Source organism: Chryseobacterium ginsenosidimutans (assembly GCF_024807225.1).
Classification (GTDB): Bacteria; Bacteroidota; Bacteroidia; order Flavobacteriales; family Weeksellaceae; genus Chryseobacterium; species Chryseobacterium ginsenosidimutans.
On sequence record NZ_JANUCO010000001.1, the window covers coordinates 3,819,403 to 3,841,593 of the forward strand.

The window sequence follows — 22,191 nt, forward strand, 5'->3', positions numbered from 1 at the left end:
ATTAATCTTTATAATATTCGTTTACCGGATAGGTTTTTATATTGGTTGTCCATTCATCATCGATGAATTCGCGTTTTGTTACAATTACTTTTCCTTCAGCTGTTGCATCTTCTTCCAATTCATAAACTTTAAATAATCCTCTTTGCGGAAGAACAGAATATTCTGTCGTTAAATGCCAACAACAACCCGATTTCGAATACGTAATTAATCTTTTACGAGCAGCATCTGTATTAAACATTCCCAAATTCTCGTGAGCAAGCCCAGTTAATTCTTCACTTGGAACAAACTGCTTTTTAGTACTATTAAAAACATAAACATCATAAGAAGGTCCTCCGTAACCGCTTTCATTTCCGTTTCTGATGGCGATGTCTTCCGTTCCGTCAAAATTAAAATCATCAAAAATCAACGGACTTTGCTCATTATATAATTGAATGATATTGGCGGTCGGTTTCTGATCTTCATTCAGATAAAAATTCAGATTATAGGAAGTTAAGGTTTGAAACTCTTTAGACGTTTTTTTATCGAATAATTTTATCGTTGCATTTCCCTGACATTCATCTTTGCTGCAATTTTCAACATCAATTTTAACATCATAATTCTTTGAAGCATCTTTTAATTCAAACTGACTTTGAGCGAAAATAGTTGTCCCCAAAAGAACAAATGGTAATAAAAATCGAGAATGTATCATATGTGTATTTTAATTATAATTGAATCCTGTAACAAATTCCGTGCAAATAAGGCTTTTGATGTAAAGCTTTTTAGCCTGAATACATTTTATATGAAGCTTTTTCCTGCTTTCCATTACAATCTTTTTTTTCAAAAAAAGGATTTTCATTACAATCAGGGCTAGGCTAAAGTCACTTATTTCAATATGGGAAAATATCCAAAAAGTTTATCTTTTCGTAGGAATTTAAACACGAATCTTTCCAGACTTTTTTCTACTATCATACTTTGTGGGTATAATTTGGAAGAAAAAAGTAAAAAATAGCTGAAGTAAAAGTTTAAACAGATTAATTAAATATAAAGGATAAATTGTATTTTTAATGGAAATATAAAATATGCTTCCAGAATTCAATTATCCGACAGAAATTAAGGGAAAAAGAAAATTGTATTCTTTATTTAAAGGATTGAAAAATCCGCTGGAAGTCATCAGTGGAAACCATAAGATTTTGGGGGATAATTATTATATTAAAGTAAATTTCACCCATAAAAACTTTATTTTTTCTCAGGATAAAGAATTCACAGAATATATTTTAAAGCAAAATCACAAAAATTATTACAAATCCGAGATACAATCTGTCACGTTAGGAAAATATCTTGGAAACGGCTTGCTTACCAACAACGGAAAAGACTGGCTGAAACAAAGAAGGCTTATTCAACCCGGCTTTAGTAAAGCAAAAATCGCGAATCTTGTTTCTATTATGGAAGAAGAAATTGATAAATCTTTCCAAGCATTCAAACCTGAGCAAGAGGTGGATTTGTACGATTTCTTTCATACTTTGGCTTTCAATATTGTTGCGAAAACCCTTTTCAGTTCTGATATTGATGAAGATAAAGTAAAGGAATTGGGCAAAATTATTACTGAAGTTCAGGAAGTTTTTGCGAAAGAAGTTCGTTTGCCTTTTTATTCTCAAATCTTAAAAATGTTTGGTGTAATCCGCAAAACGATTGCAAAAAGTAATAGATCAAAAGCTATTATTCAAAGTGTTTTGGATAAACGAAGAAGTTCGGGAGAAGAGAAAAACGATTTGCTGGATATGCTGATTCAGACTCGGTATGAAGATACGCAGCTTCCGATGTCTGATGAACAGCTCGTTGACGAGATGCTTATTCTTTTCATTGCCGGTCATGAAACAACGGCGAATGCTTTAAGCTTTATCTTTTTTGAGATCAGTCAGCATCCTGAAGCGGAAAAAAAATTAAAAAAAGAAATCGTGGAAGAAGGTGAAATGGTTTTTACTTCTGAAAGTTTAATGAAAAAATCTTTCACTTCAAACATCATCAAAGAAGCCATGCGACTGCATTCTCCGGCTTGGGCAATTGATAGACAAGCGTTGGAAAATGACAGTTTCAAAGAATATTCTTGGCCAAAAGATACGTTGATCATCCTTTATATCACCGGTCTTCACAGAAATCCGAAGTACTGGAAAGATCCGAATGCATTTATTCCTGAGCGTTTTGATGATGAAAATGCCAAAAATTTCGCTTATTATCCTTTCGGAGCAGGACCAAGACTTTGTATCGGCGAACACTTTGCGATGATGGAAATGGTGCTTATCGTCCGAAAATTCTATAAAAACTTCAGTTTTATATCATATCAGAAAAGATTTGAGAAAAAAGCTCTTGTTACGTTAAGACCAACCAGCTTAAAAGGAAGAATTATTAATAATTTGACCTGATTTTTCTAAAATCTACATTCCCCGAAATTCATCAATAAAAATAATTAAACTGATTTTCAATTAGTTACACTATTTATTTATATTTTTTCACTACTTTGTATTGCATATTACCATTTTAATTACATATCTTTGTAATGTAAAATCGGAATAGGTTCAACTAGCTAGGAATTTTATTCTGATTGAATATAACTAATTAACAAAACTTATTAAAGATGAATACTGAAAATACCAAAGCGCAAATGCGAAAAGGAATTCTGGAATTCTGTATTTTAAGTCTCATCAATCTTCGCGAAATGTATGTTTCCGATCTAATAGATGAACTGAAAAAAGGAAAACTGGATGTAGTGGAAGGAACACTCTACCCTCTTTTAACAAGATTAAAAAATGGTGAGTTTCTCTCTTACAGATGGGAAGAATCTACTGGAGGACCACCAAGAAAATACTACCAGATAACAGAAAAAGGTAAACTGTTTTTAAATGAACTTCAAAATACCTGGACCGAATTAACAGATTCAGTTAACCAAATCACTCAAAAAAATTAAAAAACAAAGCTATGAACAAGACACTCTCAATAGGACTCGCAGGTTTTTCTTTTACAATAGAAGAACACGCATATATAAAGCTGAGCGATTACCTTAATGCACTGAGAAGCTCATTGGATGCTTCGGAAGCAGAAGAGGTAATGCATGACATAGAAATCAGAATGGTAGAAATCTTCAGAGATACCATGGCAAAACGTGAAGTTATCAATGACTCGGATGTAGAAAGAGTAATTGCACAGATCGGGTCTCCTGAAAAAATCGAAGAGCAGGAAGAAGCTTATTATTCTGAAAAAAATACGAAAAAAACATATTCTTCAGGAACTGAAAATACAGACAAAAAACAATTGTTCCGTGACCCTGAAAGACAAAAAATCGCAGGTGTTTGCGCAGGTTTGGCTCATTACGTAGGTATGGATATTACTGCAATGAGAGCGATCTGGTTGGGAATTTTCATTTTAGGAATTTTCACGGCAGCTGTTTCATCAACGTTGGTTTTCTTGCTTTACATCATCCTTTGGGCCGTATTACCGAAAGCAGAAACGGCGGCAGATTTCCTGAAAATGAAGGGAAAGCCTATGAACTTCGACAATCTTAAAAATGAGTCTAATAAATTGGTACAATTCGCCAACGAATCTACTCAGAGAGTCGGAGAAATCTATATCGAAAACAAACCTTACATCAACAACGCAGGAAACGGAGTTTGGAATGTGATAAAATATGTGATCGGCGGAATCTTTGCTTTAATGGCAGTAGGAAGCATTGTAGGCGTATTTGTAGTATTCGGACTTTTCGGAATGGATTCTGATTTCCCCGGAGCAAACGAAATTAAATTCTACTTTGATGACAACGGTTTAGATAAAATCTTAACGGCAATTATCATTATCGGATCATTAATTCCGGCTATTATCTTCAGTTTATTGAGTATTAAAATATTTTCTCCAAAAACTAAACTGAGAAATATAGGATGGGTAATCGGAGCTTTATTCCTTGCTTTAATCGCACTTGGATCTTATTTCGGAGTAAGCATGGCAAAAAGAGAAATGTTTTTGAAAGGTCATAAAGAAGACACGGAAGAGGTTTCTATCAACACACAATCTGACAGTATTTTTGTTGATTCAAAACAAATCGCCATTCCTCAGAAACTTTACAGGATATGATGATGATCTTTATTCTGATAAAGTATCGGTTTACAAAAAAGACTGGATTCACGTAGATGTAACAAGAAAAGCAGATATTAAAACTCCTTATCTGATCATTAAAAAAGAAGCGAAAGGATATAATCTTCCATTGAATGTAACGGTTCCGGTAGAAGTGGTAAACAACAGAATTGTTCTTCCTAACTTTATTAAATATCCTTACGAACACAGATTCAGAGATTACAGCATCGATTATGAATTGGTACTTCCTTTGAAAACAGTGGTAATTCCTGGAAAACAAGACGGAATCAATTTCGACGGAGATTTAAATGCAGACGGAATCAACGACAACGATCAGGAAAGAGATGAGGACGGAAAAATTAAAATCGAAAAGAACAAAATCACAGTAAACGGTTCTACAATTGAGTACAATTCTGATGATGAAGACAGCGACAGTATTATTATCAACGGTAAAAAAGTTCCGAGCAACCAAGCTGATAAAGTAATAGATTCTATGAAAAGCAGCATCAAAAAGATGAAAGGTAAAAACATAGATGTAAAAGTAAACGAAGGTAAAAACGAAATTTCTATACAAACCAAATAATTAAACTTCAGAGAGTGGCTGAAGGTGTGAATGGATAACACAACCGTTTGAAATTCACACTCTTCTTCTCTCAGAAAGATTAAAAAATATAACTATTTCGTTCGCTATGTGAATAAAAAGATTTACATTTGTATAGTACAAAAATTATAACCAAAAACACTCAAAAAATATTTAATAATCATGGTACAACTAGCATTAGAAATTGTAATGAAAATCGTAGATTTAATCAGCGGTTTGTTTTAAGAGCGATAATATTTCAATATATTTGTAAAGTATAACCATTTTGGTTATACTTTTCTGTTTTTAATACAAAGTATATGAGAAAGCTGATTGGCAAATTGATGTTAAAACTAATGGGTTGGAAAGTGGTCCTTCAGGGCGACGTAAACAGCCTGAACAGGTGTATTCTGGTCGTAGCACCCCACACGCACAACATGGAATATATCTTGGGAAATCTTGCCTATTGGTCATTAAAAAAGCCCTTAAAAATCATCATTAAAGATGCTCATACAAAAGCCTGGTATGGCGGAGTTGTAAAAGGCCTTGGCGGAATCGGGATCGACAGAAGCCAGAAAAATGATCTTGTAAATTTCGTAGCAAACCAGTTCGCAAAAGATGATTTCAGCTTGGTAATCACTCCGGAAGGTACAAGAAGCTGGGTTCCGAAATGGAGAAAAGGTTTTTATCACATGGCTTTGGCGGCAAAAGTACCGATCGTTCTCGCAGCCGGAGATTTTAAAAGAAATATTGTTTATTTAGGATACACTATTCCTTATGAAAGAATAGCTTCCGTTCCGTTTTCAGAAATCATGACCGAAATTCAGGATTATTATATTAAAAATGATATTACCCCAAAAATCCCTGAAAACTGGAATCCGAATATCATGGGAAATGATACGGAAGTTAGAAGTTAGAAGTTAGAAGTTAGAAGTTATCAAAATTACTTATTACCAATTATTCATTACTTATAAATATGCACGCGAAAGATAAAACGAAGGAAGAAATATTAGCATTTTTAAACAGTTGGGGCGGAGAAGTTACTTTAGCAAAAACGTTAGAAATAAAATTTATCGATATCGATCTTGAAAACGAAACGATGACTGCAACAATGCCTGTACAGCCTAAAGTTCACCAACCTTTTGGGATTTTACACGGCGGAGCAAGCTGCGTTTTGGCAGAAACGATGGGTTCAAGTTTATCTAATATCTTTATTGACGGCGAAAAATATTACGGAGTGGGAACGAATATTAATTCAAACCATTTAAGAAGTAAAAAAGACGGAATGGTAACCGCAGTTGCAAGATTTATCCGAAAAGGAAAATCTATGCACGTTTCCGAAATTGAAATTCGTGATGAAAAAGGTCAGTTGGTCAATCACACAACGATGACGAATGCTATCATTAATAAATAAGTTTTAATTACCCTAAAAATACAGAGCTCAAAAAAATTTGAGCTTTTTTTGTATCATGACTGCAACCTTTTTCTTTTCTTGCATCTTATAAGAAAATAATCACCATGAAAACTTTAATTTTACCCTTCTTATTTTTATTAACATTTGTATTTTCTTGTAAAACAGATGATTCTGAAATTTTAGAAAAAAACGTAGCTTCTGTAGATTTGTATATTGCTGGAGCAGAGAATAATCAGGCATGCTATTGGAAAAACGGACAAAAAGTTATTCTTCAAAATGGAACAGGACTTTATGCAACACAAATTATCGTTCAAAATAATAATGTATATGTTTATGGAGCAATGACTTCCGAGTATAATTCAGGTTTGACATCAAAACATTTATATTTCTGGAAAAATGGGGTAAAATATAATTTAGATGAATATTTGCAAGATGTACCAGATCCAAGTCCAGATAATAATTTTGGAATTTCTAGTAAAATGATTGTTGAAAATGGGAATACCTATTTTTGTGGTTATTTTGTAAATTTTAACCCACTACCTAATCAAGGTATTTATAGTTATTATTTTTGGAAAAATGGCATAAAAACATTGATTGCAGGTAATAATGAAATAACATTTCCAGGAAGTTATAATTTAATAAATAATGAGATTTATTTAGGTATTCGAAAAAATTACCAATCCAATCCGATCACTTGGGACACGGGATTTTATAAAAATAACACGTATTTTCCTTTAGCAACAGATTCACATATTTTAAACTTTTACAAAGATGCTAACAATGATATATATGCATATTATAGAAACTTATTCACAAATCAAAAATATTTAAAAAACATTCAAACAAATTCATTTGTTGCAATTCCATCTAATCCTCCTGGAGAAATAGTTGATGTAATTTTCGATGGAAACGATAAATATTACATAGGAGATAATTTTTATTATAAAAACAATGTTTTAGTTATGTTCAATGATCCAAATGGATTCAATAGAATTCGTGGATTTATGGTAAAAGACAATCAAATTTATACTATAAGATATAAAGACGGAGCAAGTATAGGTGTTCTGGCAAAGGTTTTCATTAATAATACGGAAGTTATGAGCCAGCCTATCACAATGGTTTTTGATCCAAATGTAGGAGGTCTTCTATCAATATTTGTAGATTAAGAATTTATGCAAACATTCAACTGGCAAAAAATCTATCTCGACTATTCTCCAAAACTTTTGGGGATCTGCCGTAGATATATTCCGGATATTTATACTGCTGAAGATATCGTTCAGGACAGTTTTATCGCGGCTATACAAAACAACCATCAGCTTAAAGATGAAAAAGCATTGTTTGGCTGGCTTAAGAAAATTGTTGTTAATAATGCTTTAATGTATTTGCGAAAACACAGCAGAGACGTTTTTGTAAACACCGAACCATCAGAAATTCCAGATACCCTTTCCGAGATGAATCACCCTTCCTTAGACGAAAAACATATTCTTATATATGATTTCACAAGAGATCAGTTGCTGTCTTCGATAGACAGTTTGCCGGAGCATCACAAATCTGTTTTCAATTTATTTTTTATTGAAAATCATTCGCATGCCGAAATTTCAGGTTTGTTGGGAATTACCGTTAATACCTCAAAATCACATTTATTGAGGGCAAAAAAATCTGTTCAGAATTTTTTAATTAATAATTTTGTTAATCAGGACACTCCGAAAAACAAAAAGAAGATGGCACAATTACTTGTTATTTTCGGATTGGGAGGATTGTTGTGGGCGCAGACTTTTAATAGCAAATTTTCAGATTTTACAATTTCACCATCAAGGAAACTCGAAATTCCCGAAAATATTGCGGTTAAGAGCTTAGCATTTTCTACATCATCCGATCAGGTTTTAACAAAGAAAATAATCATTGGTTTCTACAATTTTTGTAATAATTGTCGGTTCAATATTTTTGTTGAGTCCAAAAAATACATTTTTACTCCAGAATAATTCAGCATTGAATTCTAATTTGATTAAAGAAAAACAAGGAATTTCAAATACAGAAACTCAAAACTTGGAAAAAACTTCCAATTCGTCCTTAGATAAGATTTCTGTTAATGAAAATACTACTTCTGCAACCTTGACAAATTCTCAGGAAAATATTTCTAAAATTAAAACAAGCACAGAAGCTATAAAAAGTAAAAATATAAAGAAAATCATTGCTAAAGATTCAATAGAAGAAGCGCCTCAAAAAGTAATTATTGTAAAGAAAATTATTAAAAGAGACACTATATTTTTAGATAGATAAACTTAATAACCCATTATGTTTTTTAGAAAACTATTCTTCCTTTTTTTGATCATAACTGTCAACTTTTCATTTGCCCAAAAACAAAGAAAAAGAAAAGTTGACACTGTTTATGTCTATGAAAAAGTGGTAATCTACGATACGGTTTACCTGATGAAACCTGTAAAATTCAAACAAAACGATCTACTATTTTCAGATTTAAAAGTTGAAGAAACAAAATTCGTCCGAAATATTTACAAAGAAGAACTTGAAAAACAACGGGCAATAAACAGAGCCCGAAATAGAAAAATACGCACTTTCCATTATGGATTTGAAGCAGGAATCGGTTTAAAAAACAGCAGTTGGGCAAAAGAACTTTCCAACCAACCACAAGTTGGAGAAAATTTGGGAATCTGGTTTTCAAAAGACATTATTAATCCTAACTTATCACTTCAGTTATCGGCAAATATCTATCACTGGGATTCTACTTTTGATCTTAATGCCAACAAAGAAGAGACTTATCTCGACGGATTTTATTTCAGTCAGGATAATCAACCACTACTCTTTCAAAGGTTTAATAATAAACATTTTGAATATGCTTTACAATTAAAATTATTCTACGAGTGGAAAAATATCCGTCCGTTTGCAGGATTTTTAGTTAATAGAAACACCTACAAAATGCAGTTTTTAGTTCCCGAAAATGGTGTTCTTGATAAATTGGATGATTTTAAAAGCAATCAAACCAACATCGGGTTTTCTGTTGGCGTTCAATACAGACTTTTCAGAAGGATTTTGTTGACTTTGGACTATCAACAGTATCAAATGAATAATATTTCGTTAAAAAACAGCTCATTTGATTTTGACATTTTTAAGACTAACAATACCTTTGCAGAAAGAAAAATCAATTTCGGAATTTCCTATAGCATTTCTAAACCTTGATTTTCGAAAAAGTATTACATAATGATTTATTTCAAATTTCCATTCAACGAAAAACTGTATTCAACAGACGAAAATTCAACTGAAAATCATATTAATTTTTATTCTTTTGACGGTGTAAAGCGAATTGATTTTAATGGAAAAATAATCGAAATAAATCCGGAAAATTTTGACAAAACCATAATTTCAAGTGAATCTTTACCTAAAGATAATAATCACTTTATTGCGGAAACAAAGGAAGAATATCTGCAGAATTTAGATAAAGTAATCGAAGCTATTAATGAAAATCAACTTCCAAAACTGGTCTATTCAAGAAGAAAAATATTTACTGATTTTAATAAAATTGATTTAAAAGAAAGCTTTAAAAATCTTTGTAATTCTTATCCGAATGCTTTCAGATACATCTTTATTGATGGCGAAAACTCGTGGATGGGAGCTTTCTCGGAAGTGTTAGGAAAATTCAATAAAAACACTTTCGACTTTGAAACGATGAGTCTTGCGGGAACACTTCCCGTTTCAGAAAGCTGGTCGGAAAAAGAAATTGAAGAGCAAAAACCTGTTTCTTCATACATCAGGAATATTTTAAATAATTATTCTGAAAACATTGAGGAATCGGAAACTCACGATCATATTTCAGGAAATATAAAACATCTTCGAACAGATTTTAAAGCAAAAATAAAACCTGAAAATCAGGATAAAATTATTCAGGAATTACATCCGACTCCGGCTGTTTGTGGGATTCCAAAGGATTTTTGTAAGGAAAATATTCAGAAAATCGAGAAATTTCCGCGCGAATTGTACGCAGGTTATATCAAAATTGAAACGGAGGAAACGGTTCAATATTTCGTCAATCTTCGTTGTTCCAAATTATATAAAGATTCCGTTCATTCATTCGTCGGAGGCGGAATTACGGCTCAAAGCAACCCTGAAAAAGAATGGATTGAAACCGAATTAAAATCGGAAGCTGTTTTGAAGAATTTGGTGGTTTCTTAAAAATTTACATAATAGATGCTTCGAGAACCTCAGCATGACATCTCTAATACTAACTGCTTTCTTTAGAGATAAATTTGTAGGGTATGTCATGCTGATGCTCTCGAAGCATTTAACAAAAATAAAAAAACCTCCTTCAAAACTGAAAGAGGTTTATATAAAATAATGTAATTTAAAATTATTTCCTTACACCGATTTTACTCCAGGTATTCATTACAAAAAGTAAAATAAGACCGATAAGCGCCGAAGCAATTGAGAAAACAAACTGCAGGTTATCTTCAGACAACATATCTGCTTGCCAATCTAGAGCGTAAAGGTTGATTGCGATGAAAACGATAAACAGTACCAAAAATACTTTATAAAACTTCTGCATAACTCTTAAAAATTAATATAACTCTGCACCAATTGTGCAAAATTTGCGGTGAATAATTTAATTGAAATCGCCAACAGGATAATTCCGAAAACTTTCTGTAAAATAGCCAACGTAGCATCACCCATTTTCTTCTCTAGCCAGGTTGCAGATTTCAGCACCAAATATACGAAAATTGTGTTGAGAATAATTCCTAAAATAATATTAATATCGTGAAATTCAGCTTTTAGGGATAACGTTGTTGTTAAGGTTCCCGCTCCCGCTACCAGTGGAAAAGCGATAGGTACGATGGAAGCTGCTTTCGCTTCTGAGGTTTTATTAATTTCAATTCCTAAAATCATTTCCAGAGCAATGATAAAAATAACGAATGCTCCTGCAATGGCAAAAGAATTAACATCAACTCCGATAAATTTCAAAATTTTATCTCCTACAAAAAGGAAAACAAGCATGATGGCACCTGCTGTAAGCGATGCTTTTCTTGCTTCAATTTGTCCGAATTTCTGCTGAAGACTTACCACTACCGGAATAGAACCAATGATATCGATCACGGCAAAAAGCACCATAAAACAGGTGATAACTTCTTTTATAGAAAAATCATTAAATACTTCCATTTCAATGTAATTAATAATTTCGCAAAAATATGAAAATAAATTGATTATTTGCTAATCTTAGAATACAAATTAACAATTGCTTTTAAAAGTTCATCAATTCCTTCAGAAGATTTTACAGGAGCATATTTTTCTATCTGTATCTTTTGAGAAAGAAGCCTGTATTCTTCGGCAACGGCAGAACCTTTATGAGTTTCCAGAAAGTTTCTGAAATCTTCCGCAGAACTCTGAGAATACTGATTTCTCACTTCAGAATCAAGCTCATCAAACGTTTGAAAGAATTTTTGATAATCTTCATTATCTTTAAGATTTTCCAAATAACTGAAATAATCATTGATGTCTGTTTTCAGACTTTTTCTGATCTCATTTTCCGTTTCAGCTACCGAACCTAAAGGTTTTGAAGGTGCAGTTTCTTTATCTGTTTTACGTTTTTTTTGCCAAGTCTTAAATAATAAATATGCTATAAATAATCCCAGCAAAATGGTAATATTGGTCAAAAGTATATTCCAGTGGAATTTGCTTTTTTCTTTTACTTTGAATGATGTTGTCTTTAAAACCGGTGTATTTACTGTTTCCAGAAAAGTATTGGTGTACTCATTCACCTTTTCAACCGTTGTGCGGGCTTCCATGATTTGGTCATGAGAAAACGCATTCACCGCCAATGTTTCCTGACCAAGATCTACATATTCTTTACTTGCAGGATCGAAGAATGCAAACTGTTCTGTTTTAATATTAATTTCACCTGCTTTTTTAGGAATAATAAGATAATTTGCCAAGATTTCTCCTTTCATTCCAGTTGTTCCAACTGTAACATTTGAGGTAATTTTAGGAGCAAAAACTTCATAATCGGGAGATTCTGCAATTTTCGGCAGCTCTATATTTTTAAGATTTCCTTCTCCGCTTACTTTTACAACAACATTGATTGGTTTTTTAACCTCAGCTTTTTCTTTTGAAGCATTAACAACGCTTACATTAAAATTCCCGACCGCATTTTTAAAATATTCAGGAGATCCTTCCGGAAGTTTTTTAACGTTGATCTTAACTTTATTGGAAACGATTTTATTTTTATTTGAATAAGAATTTACAGATGCAGCAACTCCGGGAATATCTACATATCCTGCTTCATTGGGAAATACCATGAACACTGCCAAAATCTGTGACGCCATGCTTCCGTTATCAGCAGGATCGATCTCAGATTTCGAGAAACTTACCGGATAAACATTCAGATTATCCTGCTCCGGAAGATGAATATTTTTTACTCTTCTGAAGTTATCCATATTTTTAGAATATACCTTCAGTACAGCAATTGTTGCCTGATCCTGATAAACATCACGATCTTCGATCTCCATATTCAGATAAACATCTTTTGAGGCACTTGCAACATCCGTTTTTTTCTCAATATCTTTTATAATGATATCAAAAGGCTCCGTTTTATAGATTTTATTATTGATTGTTATCAGAAACGAACCGATTTTTACCTTTCCTTTTTGTTTCGGTTCGAGAGCAAGCCTTGTTACGGATTGAGAAATTACGGTATTGGTTTCGGGATCCATAAATGCATTGTTGACAGATCCTGTTCCGATAAGATTAAATTTAGAAAAATCGGGTAAACGTAATTTGGTTTGCTGACTGTATTCGCTCCCTTCAATTTCAAGAACAATACTCAGGTTTACAATGTCTTTACCATTATAACTTGTTTTATCAGGAGTTACCGTAAGATTTACCTGTCCGTAAGAAATTACGGATATGAAAAGAAATAATATGTAGGTAAATCTGCTTTGCATCACCAATCTTTCTCGTTGCTCTCGGGCATCGAATAAGAATTTTTATTCAAAATTCTTTTGGCGGTTTCTTTTTCCTTATCGCTTACTTTATCGAGTATTTGATTTTCAAGATCTTTTGGGATTTTGCCTTCATTATTCTGGCCTTGATTGGGATCATTTCCCTGTCCTTTGCCTTGATTTTGTTGACCTTGTCCCTGATCTTGTTTTTGATCTTTAGGATTTCCTTTTTGATCATCATTTTGTTTTTGGTCTTTACCACCGCCTCCTTTACCAGAGTTATTTTGCTGTTGTTTTTTTTGTTCGTTTTCTTTTTCTTTCAGTTTGGCAATTTCATAATTTTTTCTTGTTGCCTCGCTGTAAGGATTTTGTTTTAAGGATTGCTTATAAAAATTAGCAGCTTTGTCGGGCTGTTTCATCTGCATATAAGTATTTCCTAAATTGTGAAGAGCTGCTGCTTTATCCGGAATTGTCTGAGAAAGTTTTTGTGCTGTTTCAAACTCCGCTTTTGCCTCTTCGTATTTTTTACTTTTATATAATGCGTTTCCTAAATTGTAATGCGCCGTAAAATCTTTCCCGTTTGCTCTTATCGCTTCCAGATACTTTACAGAGGCACCATCATAATCTTTACCGTTAAATTTCTCGTTACCTTCATACACCAAAGTCCTGTAGTTTTTCTGACCAAACAAAACTCCTGAACACATGAAAGCAGATATAAACGACAAAAAAAAGATTTTAGTATTCATTCAGTGCAAAATTATTCGTTTAAATGTTAAGAAACAGCGTCTTATTTGTTAAAGTTCGGTTAAAGTAATTGTCCTACATTGGGACAAAGAAGTCCTAATATCAAACATTAAAATCTCTTTTAGGATTAAAAATATAAATCAAAAAGAAGAAAAACATCGATACAGCAAGGAAATATTGATAATAATGGTTTGCATTCTGTGATTTTACCAGCGTTTCCGAAGACCCCATTTTCTTATGCAAAGCATCCAAAATTCTGTCCGGAGCTTCATTGATATTATTTCCGTCAATATAAGTTCCGCCTGTTGCATCTGCCATTTTCTTCAAAGCTTCTGTCTGCCTTTTTGAAATAACGGTTTGTCCTGCCATATCATTTTTGTACCCCATTAATTGTCCGAAAACATATTCGGGAACGGGAGCGCCTTCATCAGAACCAATTCCTACGGAAGTAATCATTATTCCTTCTTTCTTTGCTAATCTTATCGCCTCATCGTCATTTCCTTCATTATCTTCACCATCGCTCAATAAAACAACTTTTCGGGCGCCTTTGCTTACATTTTTAAATTTTTCGACAGCGATTTTCATTCCGTTCAAAAAATCAGTTCCCTGAATCTGCATGGAGTTGGTTTCAATTCCGCTGATGTAAGTTTCTGCCGAGTTATAATCTGTCGTTAAAGGCATGATTGAAGTTGCCTGCCCTGCGAAAATCACCATCCCGACTTTATCACTTTTCATCTTCTGCATCATTTGAAGCATCAGATTTTTTGCTTCCGTTAAACGACTTGGATTAATATCTTCCGCATTCATCGAGTTGGAGACATCCAACATGAAAATGACATTATTTAACTTCTGATTGGTTTTAATTTCCTCCGAACCGTTTAATAAATCAATAATTGAAAAGATTAAAAACAAAGTTCCCAATAAATATAAAGCCGGAAAAAATTTAGTAAATCCAGATCTTTTTTCAAATAAATGCTCGTGAAACTGGCTGTCTGCAAAAATTTCTCTTTTCTTGTTTTTCCATTTTAAATAACGGATCAAAAAAATAGCTAACAGCGGCAAAAGCAACAGCAACAATAAGTACCAATAATTCCCTAAATACCAATCCATTAACTTAAAATTTTATAAAAAACCCATCTCAACAATGCATCAAAAAACAGCATTCCTAAGGCAATCCAAAGGAAAATTTTAAAATATTCCTGATAATTAAATAATTTTGAAACCTTCACATCAGATTTCTCCAATTGATTAATTTCATCATACACTTCCTCCAAACTGCTGTTTGAGGTCGCTCTGAAATATTTCCCGCCCGTCATTTGAGCCACTTCTTTCAACACAGGTTCATCTATTTTCACTTCTGTTTCCGTGAAAACCAAATCCCCGAAAATATCTGTCTGAGTTGGCATCAAAGCATATCCGTTCGTTCCAATCCCGATAGAATATACTTTAATACCATTACTTTTCGCCAGTTCTGCAGCAATTGCAGGCGGCATCGCGTTTTCAATTGTATTGACACCATCTGTCATTAAGATGATGATCTTGCTTTTTGCTTTACTATTTTTCAGGTGATTTACCGCAACAGAAAGTCCTTCTCCAATCGCAGTTCCCGGCTGAAGTTCCAGCGGATTTAGATTTTGTAATTCATCCAGAACAACCTGATGATCGGAAGTCACGGGAACTTTTGTGAAAGCTTCTCCGGAATAGGCTACCAAACCGATTCTGTCATTCGGTCTTTTTTCCACGAATTTCATCGCGATATTCTTTAAAGCCGTCAAACGATCCGGTGTTAAATCTTTCGCCAACATACTCAACGAAACATCTACGGAAAGCATGATATCAATCCCTTTTGTATCGTCTCTGTCCTGAGAAACGGTGAAAGTTCTGGGTCTTGCCATCGCAATAATTAAAGCTGAAAGAATGATGTACTTTGAAATTCTCAATACAAACATAACAATCTGGATTCCGCCACTGTCGCCCATATTTTTGACAGTAGGAACTTTAATCCCTTTTCTTTTCTGCTTACTTACATCTCTGAATAAAAGCGGAATAAACAAAAAGAAAAGCGCTAAAAACCACGGACTAAAAAACTCAAAATTAAACATCCTTTCTCAAGTTTTCAAATTCGATATCTTTTGATGATCTTTTCACAAAATTTCTGATCTCAGCAAGATCTTTCTCCATAGTTTCCTGATCGGGGAACGTTTTAGCGAACTTTACGAGGTCACCTCTTAAAAATACATCTTCCACTACCCTTTCGTTTTCCTGAGAAATTGTATTGTTTTTCTTCATTAAATCAATCAAATCATCCGTCAACAAAACATCTGCAGGCAAATGATATTGTTTGGTAATAAATTTTCGTGAAATCTCGATCAATTCAACATAAAATGAACGATAATTTCCGCTTTCCACATATTTTTTCTTTTTAAGAGAATCTAATTCTTTTAAGGTCTGATTTGTTGCAACGGCGGGAGAATCTTTCGATTTTCTGCCATATTTTATAAACATCACAATCGCAATAATCAAACAAATAACAGCAATTGCAGCCAAAACATAAAACTTATAGAGTTCCCAATAATCGGTGACTTCAAGTTTTACGCTTTTATTATTCATGATATCGTTGATCGGATCTATTTTTTGAGCCGTATTAATTACATCAACTTCATAAGGAATCGTCTTTAAAATCTTACCTCCTACTTTAAATTCAAGCTCAGGAATGGTGAATTTTCCTTCATCAAAAACCGCAAAATCAATTCTTCGATAATAAACATCCTGAGTTTGGGCAATACTGTCTTTTACTTCTTCAAAATGAAAAGGCAGCAATTCGTTTTCAGGAGCAGCAGAAACCTTCTGATTGTTCAGATTATTAATCGTTATCACAATATGGTTCACTTCTCCCAAAGCGATGGTTTTCTTCTCAATACTGGAAGAAAGGATCTGTGAAAAAGCATTTGCACAGATTAAAAAACAAAATATAAATAATAGTTTTTTCAATTTTAAATAATAAGTTTTGGCTAAAGCCGAATGTTTATATTTAATTTTAAAATGGGTTTCCTTCGACAAGCTCAGGATGACATGCCCATTCCTATTGATGTTATTTCTTTTGAAAATAATTATACAATAATTTTGAGTAGTCCGAACCTGTACTTACATTCATAAAACTCGCCGAACTGGTGGCAAAATCTTCTTCCAAAGCTCTTAATTTCTGTTTTTGAGCTTCTGCAAATGTGTATCTCCATCTTGCACTGGAAGTATTTGCCCAAACCTGTTTTCCGGTTTCTGCGTCGTATAATAAGGTATATCCTACATCAGGAATTTCATTATCTTTTTCATCAAAAATCCTCATTCCCAATAATTGATGCTTTTTGGAAGCCACTCTCAACATTTTGGAGTCGTATTCATCCTCAAAATCCGAGAAAAGGAAAACCAGTGATTTTCTTTTAAAAATTCCCATCATATATTCCATCGCTTTATCAATTTTCGATTCTGCAGGAACGTAATCTGCTGTCAAAATATTACTGATAATCGAAAGAATATGTTTTCTTCCTTTTTGTGGCGGAATCACTTTATATACTTTATCAGCAAACAAAATCAATCCCACTTTATCATTATTTCCTGCTGCGGAAAAGCCTAAACTTGCGGCAATTTCGGCAACATATTCTCTTTTTAATTGATTTTTCGTTCCATAATCCATCGAAGCGGAAATATCTACCAAAATCATCATCGTCAATTCCCTTTCCTCCTCCATTACTTTTACGAATGGTTCTTGGAAACGTGCTGTTTTATTCCAGTCGATTCTACGGATTTCATCGCCAAACTGATACGGACGAACCTCCGAAAAAGTCATTCCCTGCCCTTTAAAAGCACTGTGATATTGTCCCATCAAAGAAGCTTCCGTCTTCTTTCGAGTACGGATTTCTATCTGCTTGACTTTTTTTACAATATCTTTTATCTGCATGTTTTGTGTTTGAGGGTTTTAGAGTTTAAGTGTTTTTGTGTCCTTAAAAACTTCCGGCATCCAACTTCCATCTTCCTTGTTATTTAAATTCAATCGAAACATTCAACCATTCATCATCGAATTTAGGACTGTATTTTTTGTAGAAATTAATTGCAGATTCGTTCCAATTTAAGACTTGAAAAACCATTCCGCTGTATTGGTGGGATTTTCCATGTTCGATTGTTGCTTCAAATAATTTCTTTCCGATTTGTTTTCCTCTTAATTTTTCCGTCACCACCAAATCTTCCAAGTACAATCTTCTTCCTTTCCACGTTGAATATCTGTCGTAGTACAATGAAATCCCTACAATCTCTCCATTAAATTCAGCAACAAAAGCTCCCCAAACCGGAGATTTTCCGAAGCCGTCTTCAATAAATTGTTCTAAAGATAGGGTAACTTCATGCAAAGCTTTTTCATATTCGGCAAGTTCTTTAATTAACTCCAACATCGGAGCACAATCTTCCTGAACCGCCTTTCTGATTGTAATTTCTTCCATGGAAAAATTAAGGTGCCTGAATTTTAGCTAAAATTCTGTTGACAATTTCTTCTGATGAAATTTCTTCTGCTTCTGCCTCGAAAGTTAAACCAATTCTGTGTCTCAGTACATCTTTCGCCAAAGATTTTACATCTTCAGGAATTACAAAAGCTCTTCCTCTTAAGAATGCATACGCTCTGGAAGCAATCGCCAAGTTGATTGAAGCTCTCGGAGAAGCCCCAAAACTGATATAATTTTTAAGATCAGAAAGTCCGTAATTTTCAGGATAACGTGTTGCAAAAACCATATCCAGAATATATTTTTCGATCTTTTCGTCTAAATAAATCTGATTGATTAATTCTTTAGCTTCAACAATATCCTGTAAAGAAATTACAGGTTTTATCTCAGGTTGATGCGAAGTAGAGACCATTCTCATTATCTTTCTTTCATCCTCAAATTCAGGATAATCGATGGTACATTTAAGCATGAAACGGTCGCTTTGCGCTTCCGGCAAAAGATACGTTCCTTCCTGATCGATCGGGTTTTGTGTTGCCAATACCAAAAACGGCTTCGGAAGCTTCATTGTTTCGTCACCGATTGTCACCTGCTTTTCCTGCATCACCTCCAAAAGAGCCGACTGTACTTTCGCAGGAGCACGGTTGATCTCATCTGCAAGGACGAAATTTGCAAAAACAGGACCTCTTTTTATCGAAAAATCGTTGTCTTTAATATTGAAGATCATCGTTCCTACGACATCTGCAGGAAGCAAATCCGGTGTAAACTGAATTCTTGAAAACTCACCATGAACAGCTTCTGCCAAAGTCTTTATCGCCAAGGTTTTTGCCAAGCCCGGAACTCCTTCCAAAAGAACGTGACCGTTCCCCAAAAGTCCTACCAAAAGGCGGTCTATCATATATTCCTGACCGATGATGACTTTGTTGATTTCCTGCCTTAGAAGATCAAATAAATAGTTTTTTTCCTTTACTTTTTCCGTCAACTGACGAATATCTTCCGCTTGATATGTATCTGACATAATCTAATTTAAAATAATTGGTAAATTTCTAATAAATACTTGCATTAATCAACACAATGAATGCCATTTTTGAGTTAAAGTTTGTTAAATATTCCAGCATTAATGCGACATCCAAAATAGTTGAAGTCTTAAAACTCAATAAGATTATTGAATATTTTCATAAAAATATATAAATTTTGCTTTAATCTACCATTCAAAAATTGTCATTCCCAGTTTATTAAACTATTTTTGGTGATTAAAAATTTTGCAAAATGAATTATCATTTTCAAGCTCACAGACAAGTTAGAAAGAACCTTTTGGATATTTTACAGAACACTTCTCACGAAGACCTTTTGTTGATTCCCGATGGTTTCAACAATAATCTTTACTGGAACATTGCGCACACCGTTGCCACTCAGCAGCTTTTACATTATTATCTAAGCGGAAACCCTTTCAGAATTGATAAATATTGGATTGAAACTTACAAAAAAGGGACTTTACCGAACTTGAATGTTCAAAAATCTGAAGTGGAAGATCTTGAGTTTTTACTCACTGAAACTTCAAAGATTTTAATGAAAGATTATGACAGCGATTTTTTTTCAGATTATACGCCTTACACCACAAGTTTTGGGATGGATCTGAAAAGTATTCAGGATGCCATTATTTTCAACAACATGCATGAGAGCTTGCATTACGGATATGCAATGTCGCAAAAAAGAGCAATTTTAGGAGAAAAATATTAAAATGAGAAGAGGATTCTTTTATTTTAGATTAACAAATAGTGGAAATTTGATTGGAGAGTTTTTTAATGATGCTAATAATTCAACAATTAGAACTGAAAGTGCTGATAGAAATAATGATGGAAACACTTTCAATGGAGAATATCGATCATCTTGGAGAGAGGAAAATAGTTTTGACGGCATGAATCTAAACATCAGAATTTCACCCAATAATAACAGAATATTTGAATTAACATGGTTTGAAACAAATATAAATGAACCTTCATTTCAGGGACAAGCTATGATTCTTGAGGAAAACCTCTTATCTGGATATTATTTTGCACTATAAACATACATTAAAATGGATAACAACGATAAAAAAGACGATTTCATTTTCGGACTTCGTCCGGTAATTGAAGCAATTGAAGCAGGAAAAACGATTGATAAAGTTTTTGTGCAAAATGCATTACAGGGAGATATTTATGCAGAATTAAAAACAATTTTAGCTAAACATAAAATTCGCCCTAACTATGTTCCGATTGAAAAACTGAACAGATTTACAAGAAAAAACCATCAAGGTGTCGTAGCATTTATATCAGATGTTCCGTTTCATAAAATAGAAGATATTGTTCCTCAATTATTTGAAGAAGGAAAGACACCGTTTTTATTGATTTTGGATCGATTGACAGATGTCAGAAATTTCGGAGCCATCTGCAGAACTGCAGAATGTGTAGGAGTTGATGCGATAATTATTCCTGAAAAAGGAGGTGCACCCATCAATTCTGACGCTATAAAAACTTCAGCAGGAGCACTTTATAATATTAAAATCTGTAAAGAACCTAATCTTGCTCACGTTGTAGATTTCCTTCAACAAAGCGGAATTTCTGTATTTGCAGCAAGCGAAAAGGCTCAGAAATTAATTTATGATGTTAATTTTACAGAACCTTGCGCTATTGTAATGGGTAACGAAGAAACGGGAATTTCTAAAGAAGTGTCGCATCATGCAGATGAAAAAATAAAACTTCCGATTGAAGGAAAAACACAATCTCTGAATGTTTCTGTGGCTTGTGGAGCAATTTTATATGAAGCGGTAAGACAGAAGCTTACGAAAACAATTTAATCACATCAACACTTAAAAAAATCAAATGAAAAATATAGCTGCATTAGCACTTATCTCAACAATAGCATTGGTTTCTTGCAACAAAAAAGAAACGGCAAAGATCACAAAATTCGATCCTAAAACAGGGAAAACAATCACCGTAGAAGTTCCGGCTGATTCTGTCGCAAAAGTAGAAGCAAACCCCGCTATTAAAGATTCTGCGGGAATTTACAAGCAGAGTTTTAAGTTAGAAAAAGGGAAAACTTATCCTTTGACGACGTATCAGAGAGATACAAAAACAATGACCGATCCTAAAGGTCAAACCATGAACGGAACGAGCGAGTCTACAGACGAAATGTCTTTTCTGGTAAATGATATTAAAGGAAATGTTTATGATATTACTTTAAATCTTATCGCAAAAAGAAGCTCTCAGACTTCACAAGGGAAAACCATTGTTGTAGACACGAAATTGCCTATTCCGAAAGAAGAAGACCTTAAAATGATCTGGAATATCAACAGAGCTTTGACAGGAAATAAGCTGAACATGAAGATGGATACGAAAGGAAATGTACTGTCGATCACAGGTTTTGATGCTGTTTACACCAAAGTTTCTAATTCGATTGGTGCAATTGTTAAAGATAAAAACCAAAAGGAAAGTGTTGTCACAAGTCTTAAGGAATCTTTTAACGAGAAAGTATTGAAGGATCAGTTCAATAAAAACCTAACAATTATTCCTAAAAAAGGAGCAAAAGTGGGAGAGAAATGGACAAATAGTGAAAATGCTGATGCAAGTGGAAAAATTAAAGTAACATCAAATTACATCTTAAAAAGTGTAGGAAACGGTATCGCTGAAATCTCTGTAACAGGAGGAATTCCTAAGAAAACTGAAAAGCAGAAACAAGGAGAAGTTACCCACAGTTTGAGCAGCGAATTGTCACAAAACGGAACAATTAAATTCGATCAAAATACAGGATGGATCACCAATCAGAATATTTCTGTGAAAACTACACAGATCGAAACCATCTCAAACGGAAAAGAATCTCAGTCTATGACAAGTGTTTCTAATTCTTCTGTCATGGTAAATCCTTCTGCGAAATAAAGATTGAATGATTTTT

26 protein-coding genes are annotated in these 22,191 nt (G+C 33.6%); 15 read left to right on the top strand and 11 right to left on the bottom strand.

Annotation, left to right across the window (positions count from 1 at the left end):
- Position 1: 1 nt before the first annotated feature.
- Positions 2-688 (bottom strand): XAC2610-related protein, encoded by a 687-nt coding sequence (locus J3D55_RS17825; RefSeq protein ID WP_259132825.1) that lies wholly within the window; start codon positions 686-688, stop codon positions 2-4.
- A 370-nt stretch (positions 689-1,058) separates the two neighbouring features.
- Between J3D55_RS17825 and J3D55_RS17830 the strand changes: the two genes are divergently transcribed.
- The 11 genes from J3D55_RS17830 to J3D55_RS17880 all read left to right on the top strand — a co-directional run bounded on the left by J3D55_RS17830 (position 1,059) and on the right by J3D55_RS17880 (position 10,277).
- Positions 1,059-2,399, top strand: a complete 1,341-nt coding sequence (locus J3D55_RS17830; RefSeq protein ID WP_259132826.1) for a cytochrome P450 — start codon at positions 1,059-1,061, stop codon at positions 2,397-2,399.
- Between the two features lie 212 nt (positions 2,400-2,611).
- Complete coding sequence (locus J3D55_RS17835; protein ID WP_259132827.1) at positions 2,612-2,941, top strand: PadR family transcriptional regulator; 330 nt, start codon at positions 2,612-2,614, stop codon at positions 2,939-2,941.
- 11 nt (positions 2,942-2,952) lie between these two features.
- The gene (locus J3D55_RS17840) at positions 2,953-4,098 is read left to right on the top strand and encodes a PspC domain-containing protein (RefSeq protein ID WP_259132828.1); all 1,146 of its coding nucleotides are present in this window, start codon (positions 2,953-2,955) and stop codon (positions 4,096-4,098) included.
- On the top strand, positions 4,052-4,681 hold the full coding sequence (locus tag J3D55_RS17845) for a hypothetical protein (protein WP_259132829.1): 630 nt from the start codon (positions 4,052-4,054) through the stop codon (positions 4,679-4,681). Before J3D55_RS17840 ends, J3D55_RS17845 begins: the two co-directional genes overlap by 47 nt.
- 317 nt (positions 4,682-4,998) lie before the next feature.
- Positions 4,999-5,595 carry a 1-acyl-sn-glycerol-3-phosphate acyltransferase gene (locus J3D55_RS17850; RefSeq protein WP_259132830.1) on the top strand — a complete coding sequence of 199 codons (597 nt, stop codon included), beginning with the start codon at positions 4,999-5,001 and terminating at the stop codon, positions 5,593-5,595.
- A 59-nt stretch (positions 5,596-5,654) separates the two neighbouring features.
- Positions 5,655-6,092, top strand: coding sequence for a PaaI family thioesterase (locus J3D55_RS17855; RefSeq protein ID WP_259132831.1), 438 nt, complete (start codon positions 5,655-5,657; stop codon positions 6,090-6,092).
- Positions 6,093-6,196: 104 nt separating this feature from the next.
- Entirely contained in the window at positions 6,197-7,258 is a 1,062-nt protein-coding gene (locus J3D55_RS17860) for a hypothetical protein (RefSeq protein ID WP_259132832.1), read from the top strand.
- A gap of 6 nt (positions 7,259-7,264) precedes the next feature.
- On the top strand, positions 7,265-8,074 hold the full coding sequence (locus tag J3D55_RS17865; protein ID WP_259132833.1) for an RNA polymerase sigma factor: 810 nt from the start codon (positions 7,265-7,267) through the stop codon (positions 8,072-8,074).
- A 19-nt stretch (positions 8,075-8,093) separates the two neighbouring features.
- Entirely contained in the window at positions 8,094-8,372 is a 279-nt protein-coding gene (locus J3D55_RS17870) for a hypothetical protein (protein WP_259132834.1), read from the top strand.
- Between the two features lie 45 nt (positions 8,373-8,417).
- Complete coding sequence (locus J3D55_RS17875) at positions 8,418-9,287, top strand: hypothetical protein (protein WP_259132835.1); 870 nt, start codon at positions 8,418-8,420, stop codon at positions 9,285-9,287.
- Between the two features lie 21 nt (positions 9,288-9,308).
- Positions 9,309-10,277: a chorismate-binding protein gene (locus tag J3D55_RS17880; protein ID WP_259132836.1), complete on the top strand. Its 969-nt coding sequence runs from the start codon at positions 9,309-9,311 to the stop codon at positions 10,275-10,277.
- A 175-nt stretch (positions 10,278-10,452) separates the two neighbouring features.
- Here the strand turns inward: J3D55_RS17880 and J3D55_RS17885 are convergent, their stop codons facing one another.
- The 10 genes from J3D55_RS17885 to J3D55_RS17930 form a co-directional block, all read right to left on the bottom strand.
- Positions 10,453-10,647 (bottom strand): hypothetical protein, encoded by a 195-nt coding sequence (locus J3D55_RS17885; protein ID WP_047397834.1) that lies wholly within the window; start codon positions 10,645-10,647, stop codon positions 10,453-10,455.
- Between the two features lie 5 nt (positions 10,648-10,652).
- Positions 10,653-11,255 (bottom strand): MarC family protein, encoded by a 603-nt coding sequence (locus J3D55_RS17890; protein WP_259132837.1) that lies wholly within the window; start codon positions 11,253-11,255, stop codon positions 10,653-10,655.
- 44 nt (positions 11,256-11,299) lie between these two features.
- Positions 11,300-13,036 (bottom strand): BatD family protein, encoded by a 1,737-nt coding sequence (locus J3D55_RS17895; RefSeq protein WP_259132838.1) that lies wholly within the window; start codon positions 13,034-13,036, stop codon positions 11,300-11,302.
- Entirely contained in the window at positions 13,036-13,758 is a 723-nt protein-coding gene (locus tag J3D55_RS17900) for a tetratricopeptide repeat protein (RefSeq protein WP_259132839.1), read from the bottom strand. Before J3D55_RS17900 ends, J3D55_RS17895 begins: the two co-directional genes overlap by 1 nt.
- Positions 13,759-13,879: 121 nt before the next feature.
- The gene (locus J3D55_RS17905) at positions 13,880-14,887 is read right to left on the bottom strand and encodes a vWA domain-containing protein (RefSeq protein ID WP_259132840.1); all 1,008 of its coding nucleotides are present in this window, start codon (positions 14,885-14,887) and stop codon (positions 13,880-13,882) included.
- Complete coding sequence (locus J3D55_RS17910) at positions 14,887-15,879, bottom strand: VWA domain-containing protein (RefSeq protein WP_259132841.1); 993 nt, start codon at positions 15,877-15,879, stop codon at positions 14,887-14,889. The genes J3D55_RS17905 and J3D55_RS17910 overlap by 1 nt, the downstream gene beginning before the upstream one ends.
- Entirely contained in the window at positions 15,872-16,768 is an 897-nt protein-coding gene (locus J3D55_RS17915) for a BatD family protein (protein ID WP_259132842.1), read from the bottom strand. Before J3D55_RS17915 ends, J3D55_RS17910 begins: the two co-directional genes overlap by 8 nt.
- 100 nt (positions 16,769-16,868) lie before the next feature.
- On the bottom strand, positions 16,869-17,732 hold the full coding sequence (locus tag J3D55_RS17920) for a DUF58 domain-containing protein (protein WP_259132843.1): 864 nt from the start codon (positions 17,730-17,732) through the stop codon (positions 16,869-16,871).
- Between the two features lie 79 nt (positions 17,733-17,811).
- Positions 17,812-18,267, bottom strand: a complete 456-nt coding sequence (locus J3D55_RS17925; RefSeq protein ID WP_259132844.1) for a GNAT family N-acetyltransferase — start codon at positions 18,265-18,267, stop codon at positions 17,812-17,814.
- A gap of 7 nt (positions 18,268-18,274) precedes the next feature.
- The gene (locus J3D55_RS17930) at positions 18,275-19,279 is read right to left on the bottom strand and encodes an AAA family ATPase (RefSeq protein ID WP_259132845.1); all 1,005 of its coding nucleotides are present in this window, start codon (positions 19,277-19,279) and stop codon (positions 18,275-18,277) included.
- A 251-nt stretch (positions 19,280-19,530) separates the two neighbouring features.
- Between J3D55_RS17930 and J3D55_RS17935 the strand changes: the two genes are divergently transcribed.
- Genes J3D55_RS17935 through J3D55_RS17950 form a run of 4 tightly spaced genes read left to right on the top strand, consistent with a single transcriptional unit; the run spans position 19,531 to position 22,175 of the window.
- On the top strand, positions 19,531-20,001 hold the full coding sequence (locus J3D55_RS17935) for a DinB family protein (protein ID WP_259132846.1): 471 nt from the start codon (positions 19,531-19,533) through the stop codon (positions 19,999-20,001).
- A gap of 1 nt (position 20,002) precedes the next feature.
- The gene (locus tag J3D55_RS17940) at positions 20,003-20,326 is read left to right on the top strand and encodes a hypothetical protein (protein WP_259132847.1); all 324 of its coding nucleotides are present in this window, start codon (positions 20,003-20,005) and stop codon (positions 20,324-20,326) included.
- Positions 20,327-20,338: 12 nt separating this feature from the next.
- Entirely contained in the window at positions 20,339-21,097 is a 759-nt protein-coding gene (rlmB, locus tag J3D55_RS17945; RefSeq protein ID WP_259132848.1) for a 23S rRNA (guanosine(2251)-2'-O)-methyltransferase RlmB, read from the top strand.
- Positions 21,098-21,122: 25 nt separating this feature from the next.
- Positions 21,123-22,175 carry a DUF6263 family protein gene (locus J3D55_RS17950; RefSeq protein ID WP_259132849.1) on the top strand — a complete coding sequence of 351 codons (1,053 nt, stop codon included), beginning with the start codon at positions 21,123-21,125 and terminating at the stop codon, positions 22,173-22,175.
- Positions 22,176-22,191: the final 16 nt, after the last annotated feature.

Bases quoted from the DNA above. Each gene is read 5' to 3' on its own strand.
- J3D55_RS17825 (WP_259132825.1), bottom strand. From the start codon at position 688: ATGATACATTCTCGATTTTTATTACCATTTGTTCTTTTGGGGACAACT.
- J3D55_RS17830 (WP_259132826.1), top strand. From the start codon at position 1,059: ATGCTTCCAGAATTCAATTATCCGACAGAAATTAAGGGAAAAAGAAAA.
- J3D55_RS17835 (WP_259132827.1), top strand. From the start codon at position 2,612: ATGAATACTGAAAATACCAAAGCGCAAATGCGAAAAGGAATTCTGGAA.
- J3D55_RS17840 (WP_259132828.1), top strand. From the start codon at position 2,953: ATGAACAAGACACTCTCAATAGGACTCGCAGGTTTTTCTTTTACAATA.
- J3D55_RS17850 (WP_259132830.1), top strand. From the start codon at position 4,999: ATGAGAAAGCTGATTGGCAAATTGATGTTAAAACTAATGGGTTGGAAA.
- J3D55_RS17855 (WP_259132831.1), top strand. From the start codon at position 5,655: ATGCACGCGAAAGATAAAACGAAGGAAGAAATATTAGCATTTTTAAAC.
- J3D55_RS17860 (WP_259132832.1), top strand. From the start codon at position 6,197: ATGAAAACTTTAATTTTACCCTTCTTATTTTTATTAACATTTGTATTT.
- J3D55_RS17865 (WP_259132833.1), top strand. From the start codon at position 7,265: ATGCAAACATTCAACTGGCAAAAAATCTATCTCGACTATTCTCCAAAA.
- J3D55_RS17880 (WP_259132836.1), top strand. From the start codon at position 9,309: ATGATTTATTTCAAATTTCCATTCAACGAAAAACTGTATTCAACAGAC.
- J3D55_RS17885 (WP_047397834.1), bottom strand. From the start codon at position 10,647: ATGCAGAAGTTTTATAAAGTATTTTTGGTACTGTTTATCGTTTTCATC.
- J3D55_RS17890 (WP_259132837.1), bottom strand. From the start codon at position 11,255: ATGGAAGTATTTAATGATTTTTCTATAAAAGAAGTTATCACCTGTTTT.
- J3D55_RS17895 (WP_259132838.1), bottom strand. From the start codon at position 13,036: ATGCAAAGCAGATTTACCTACATATTATTTCTTTTCATATCCGTAATT.
- J3D55_RS17905 (WP_259132840.1), bottom strand. From the start codon at position 14,887: ATGGATTGGTATTTAGGGAATTATTGGTACTTATTGTTGCTGTTGCTT.
- J3D55_RS17910 (WP_259132841.1), bottom strand. From the start codon at position 15,879: ATGTTTAATTTTGAGTTTTTTAGTCCGTGGTTTTTAGCGCTTTTCTTT.
- J3D55_RS17920 (WP_259132843.1), bottom strand. From the start codon at position 17,732: ATGCAGATAAAAGATATTGTAAAAAAAGTCAAGCAGATAGAAATCCGT.
- J3D55_RS17925 (WP_259132844.1), bottom strand. From the start codon at position 18,267: ATGGAAGAAATTACAATCAGAAAGGCGGTTCAGGAAGATTGTGCTCCG.
- J3D55_RS17930 (WP_259132845.1), bottom strand. From the start codon at position 19,279: ATGTCAGATACATATCAAGCGGAAGATATTCGTCAGTTGACGGAAAAA.
- J3D55_RS17935 (WP_259132846.1), top strand. From the start codon at position 19,531: ATGAATTATCATTTTCAAGCTCACAGACAAGTTAGAAAGAACCTTTTG.
- J3D55_RS17940 (WP_259132847.1), top strand. From the start codon at position 20,003: ATGAGAAGAGGATTCTTTTATTTTAGATTAACAAATAGTGGAAATTTG.
- rlmB (WP_259132848.1), top strand. From the start codon at position 20,339: ATGGATAACAACGATAAAAAAGACGATTTCATTTTCGGACTTCGTCCG.
- J3D55_RS17950 (WP_259132849.1), top strand. From the start codon at position 21,123: ATGAAAAATATAGCTGCATTAGCACTTATCTCAACAATAGCATTGGTT.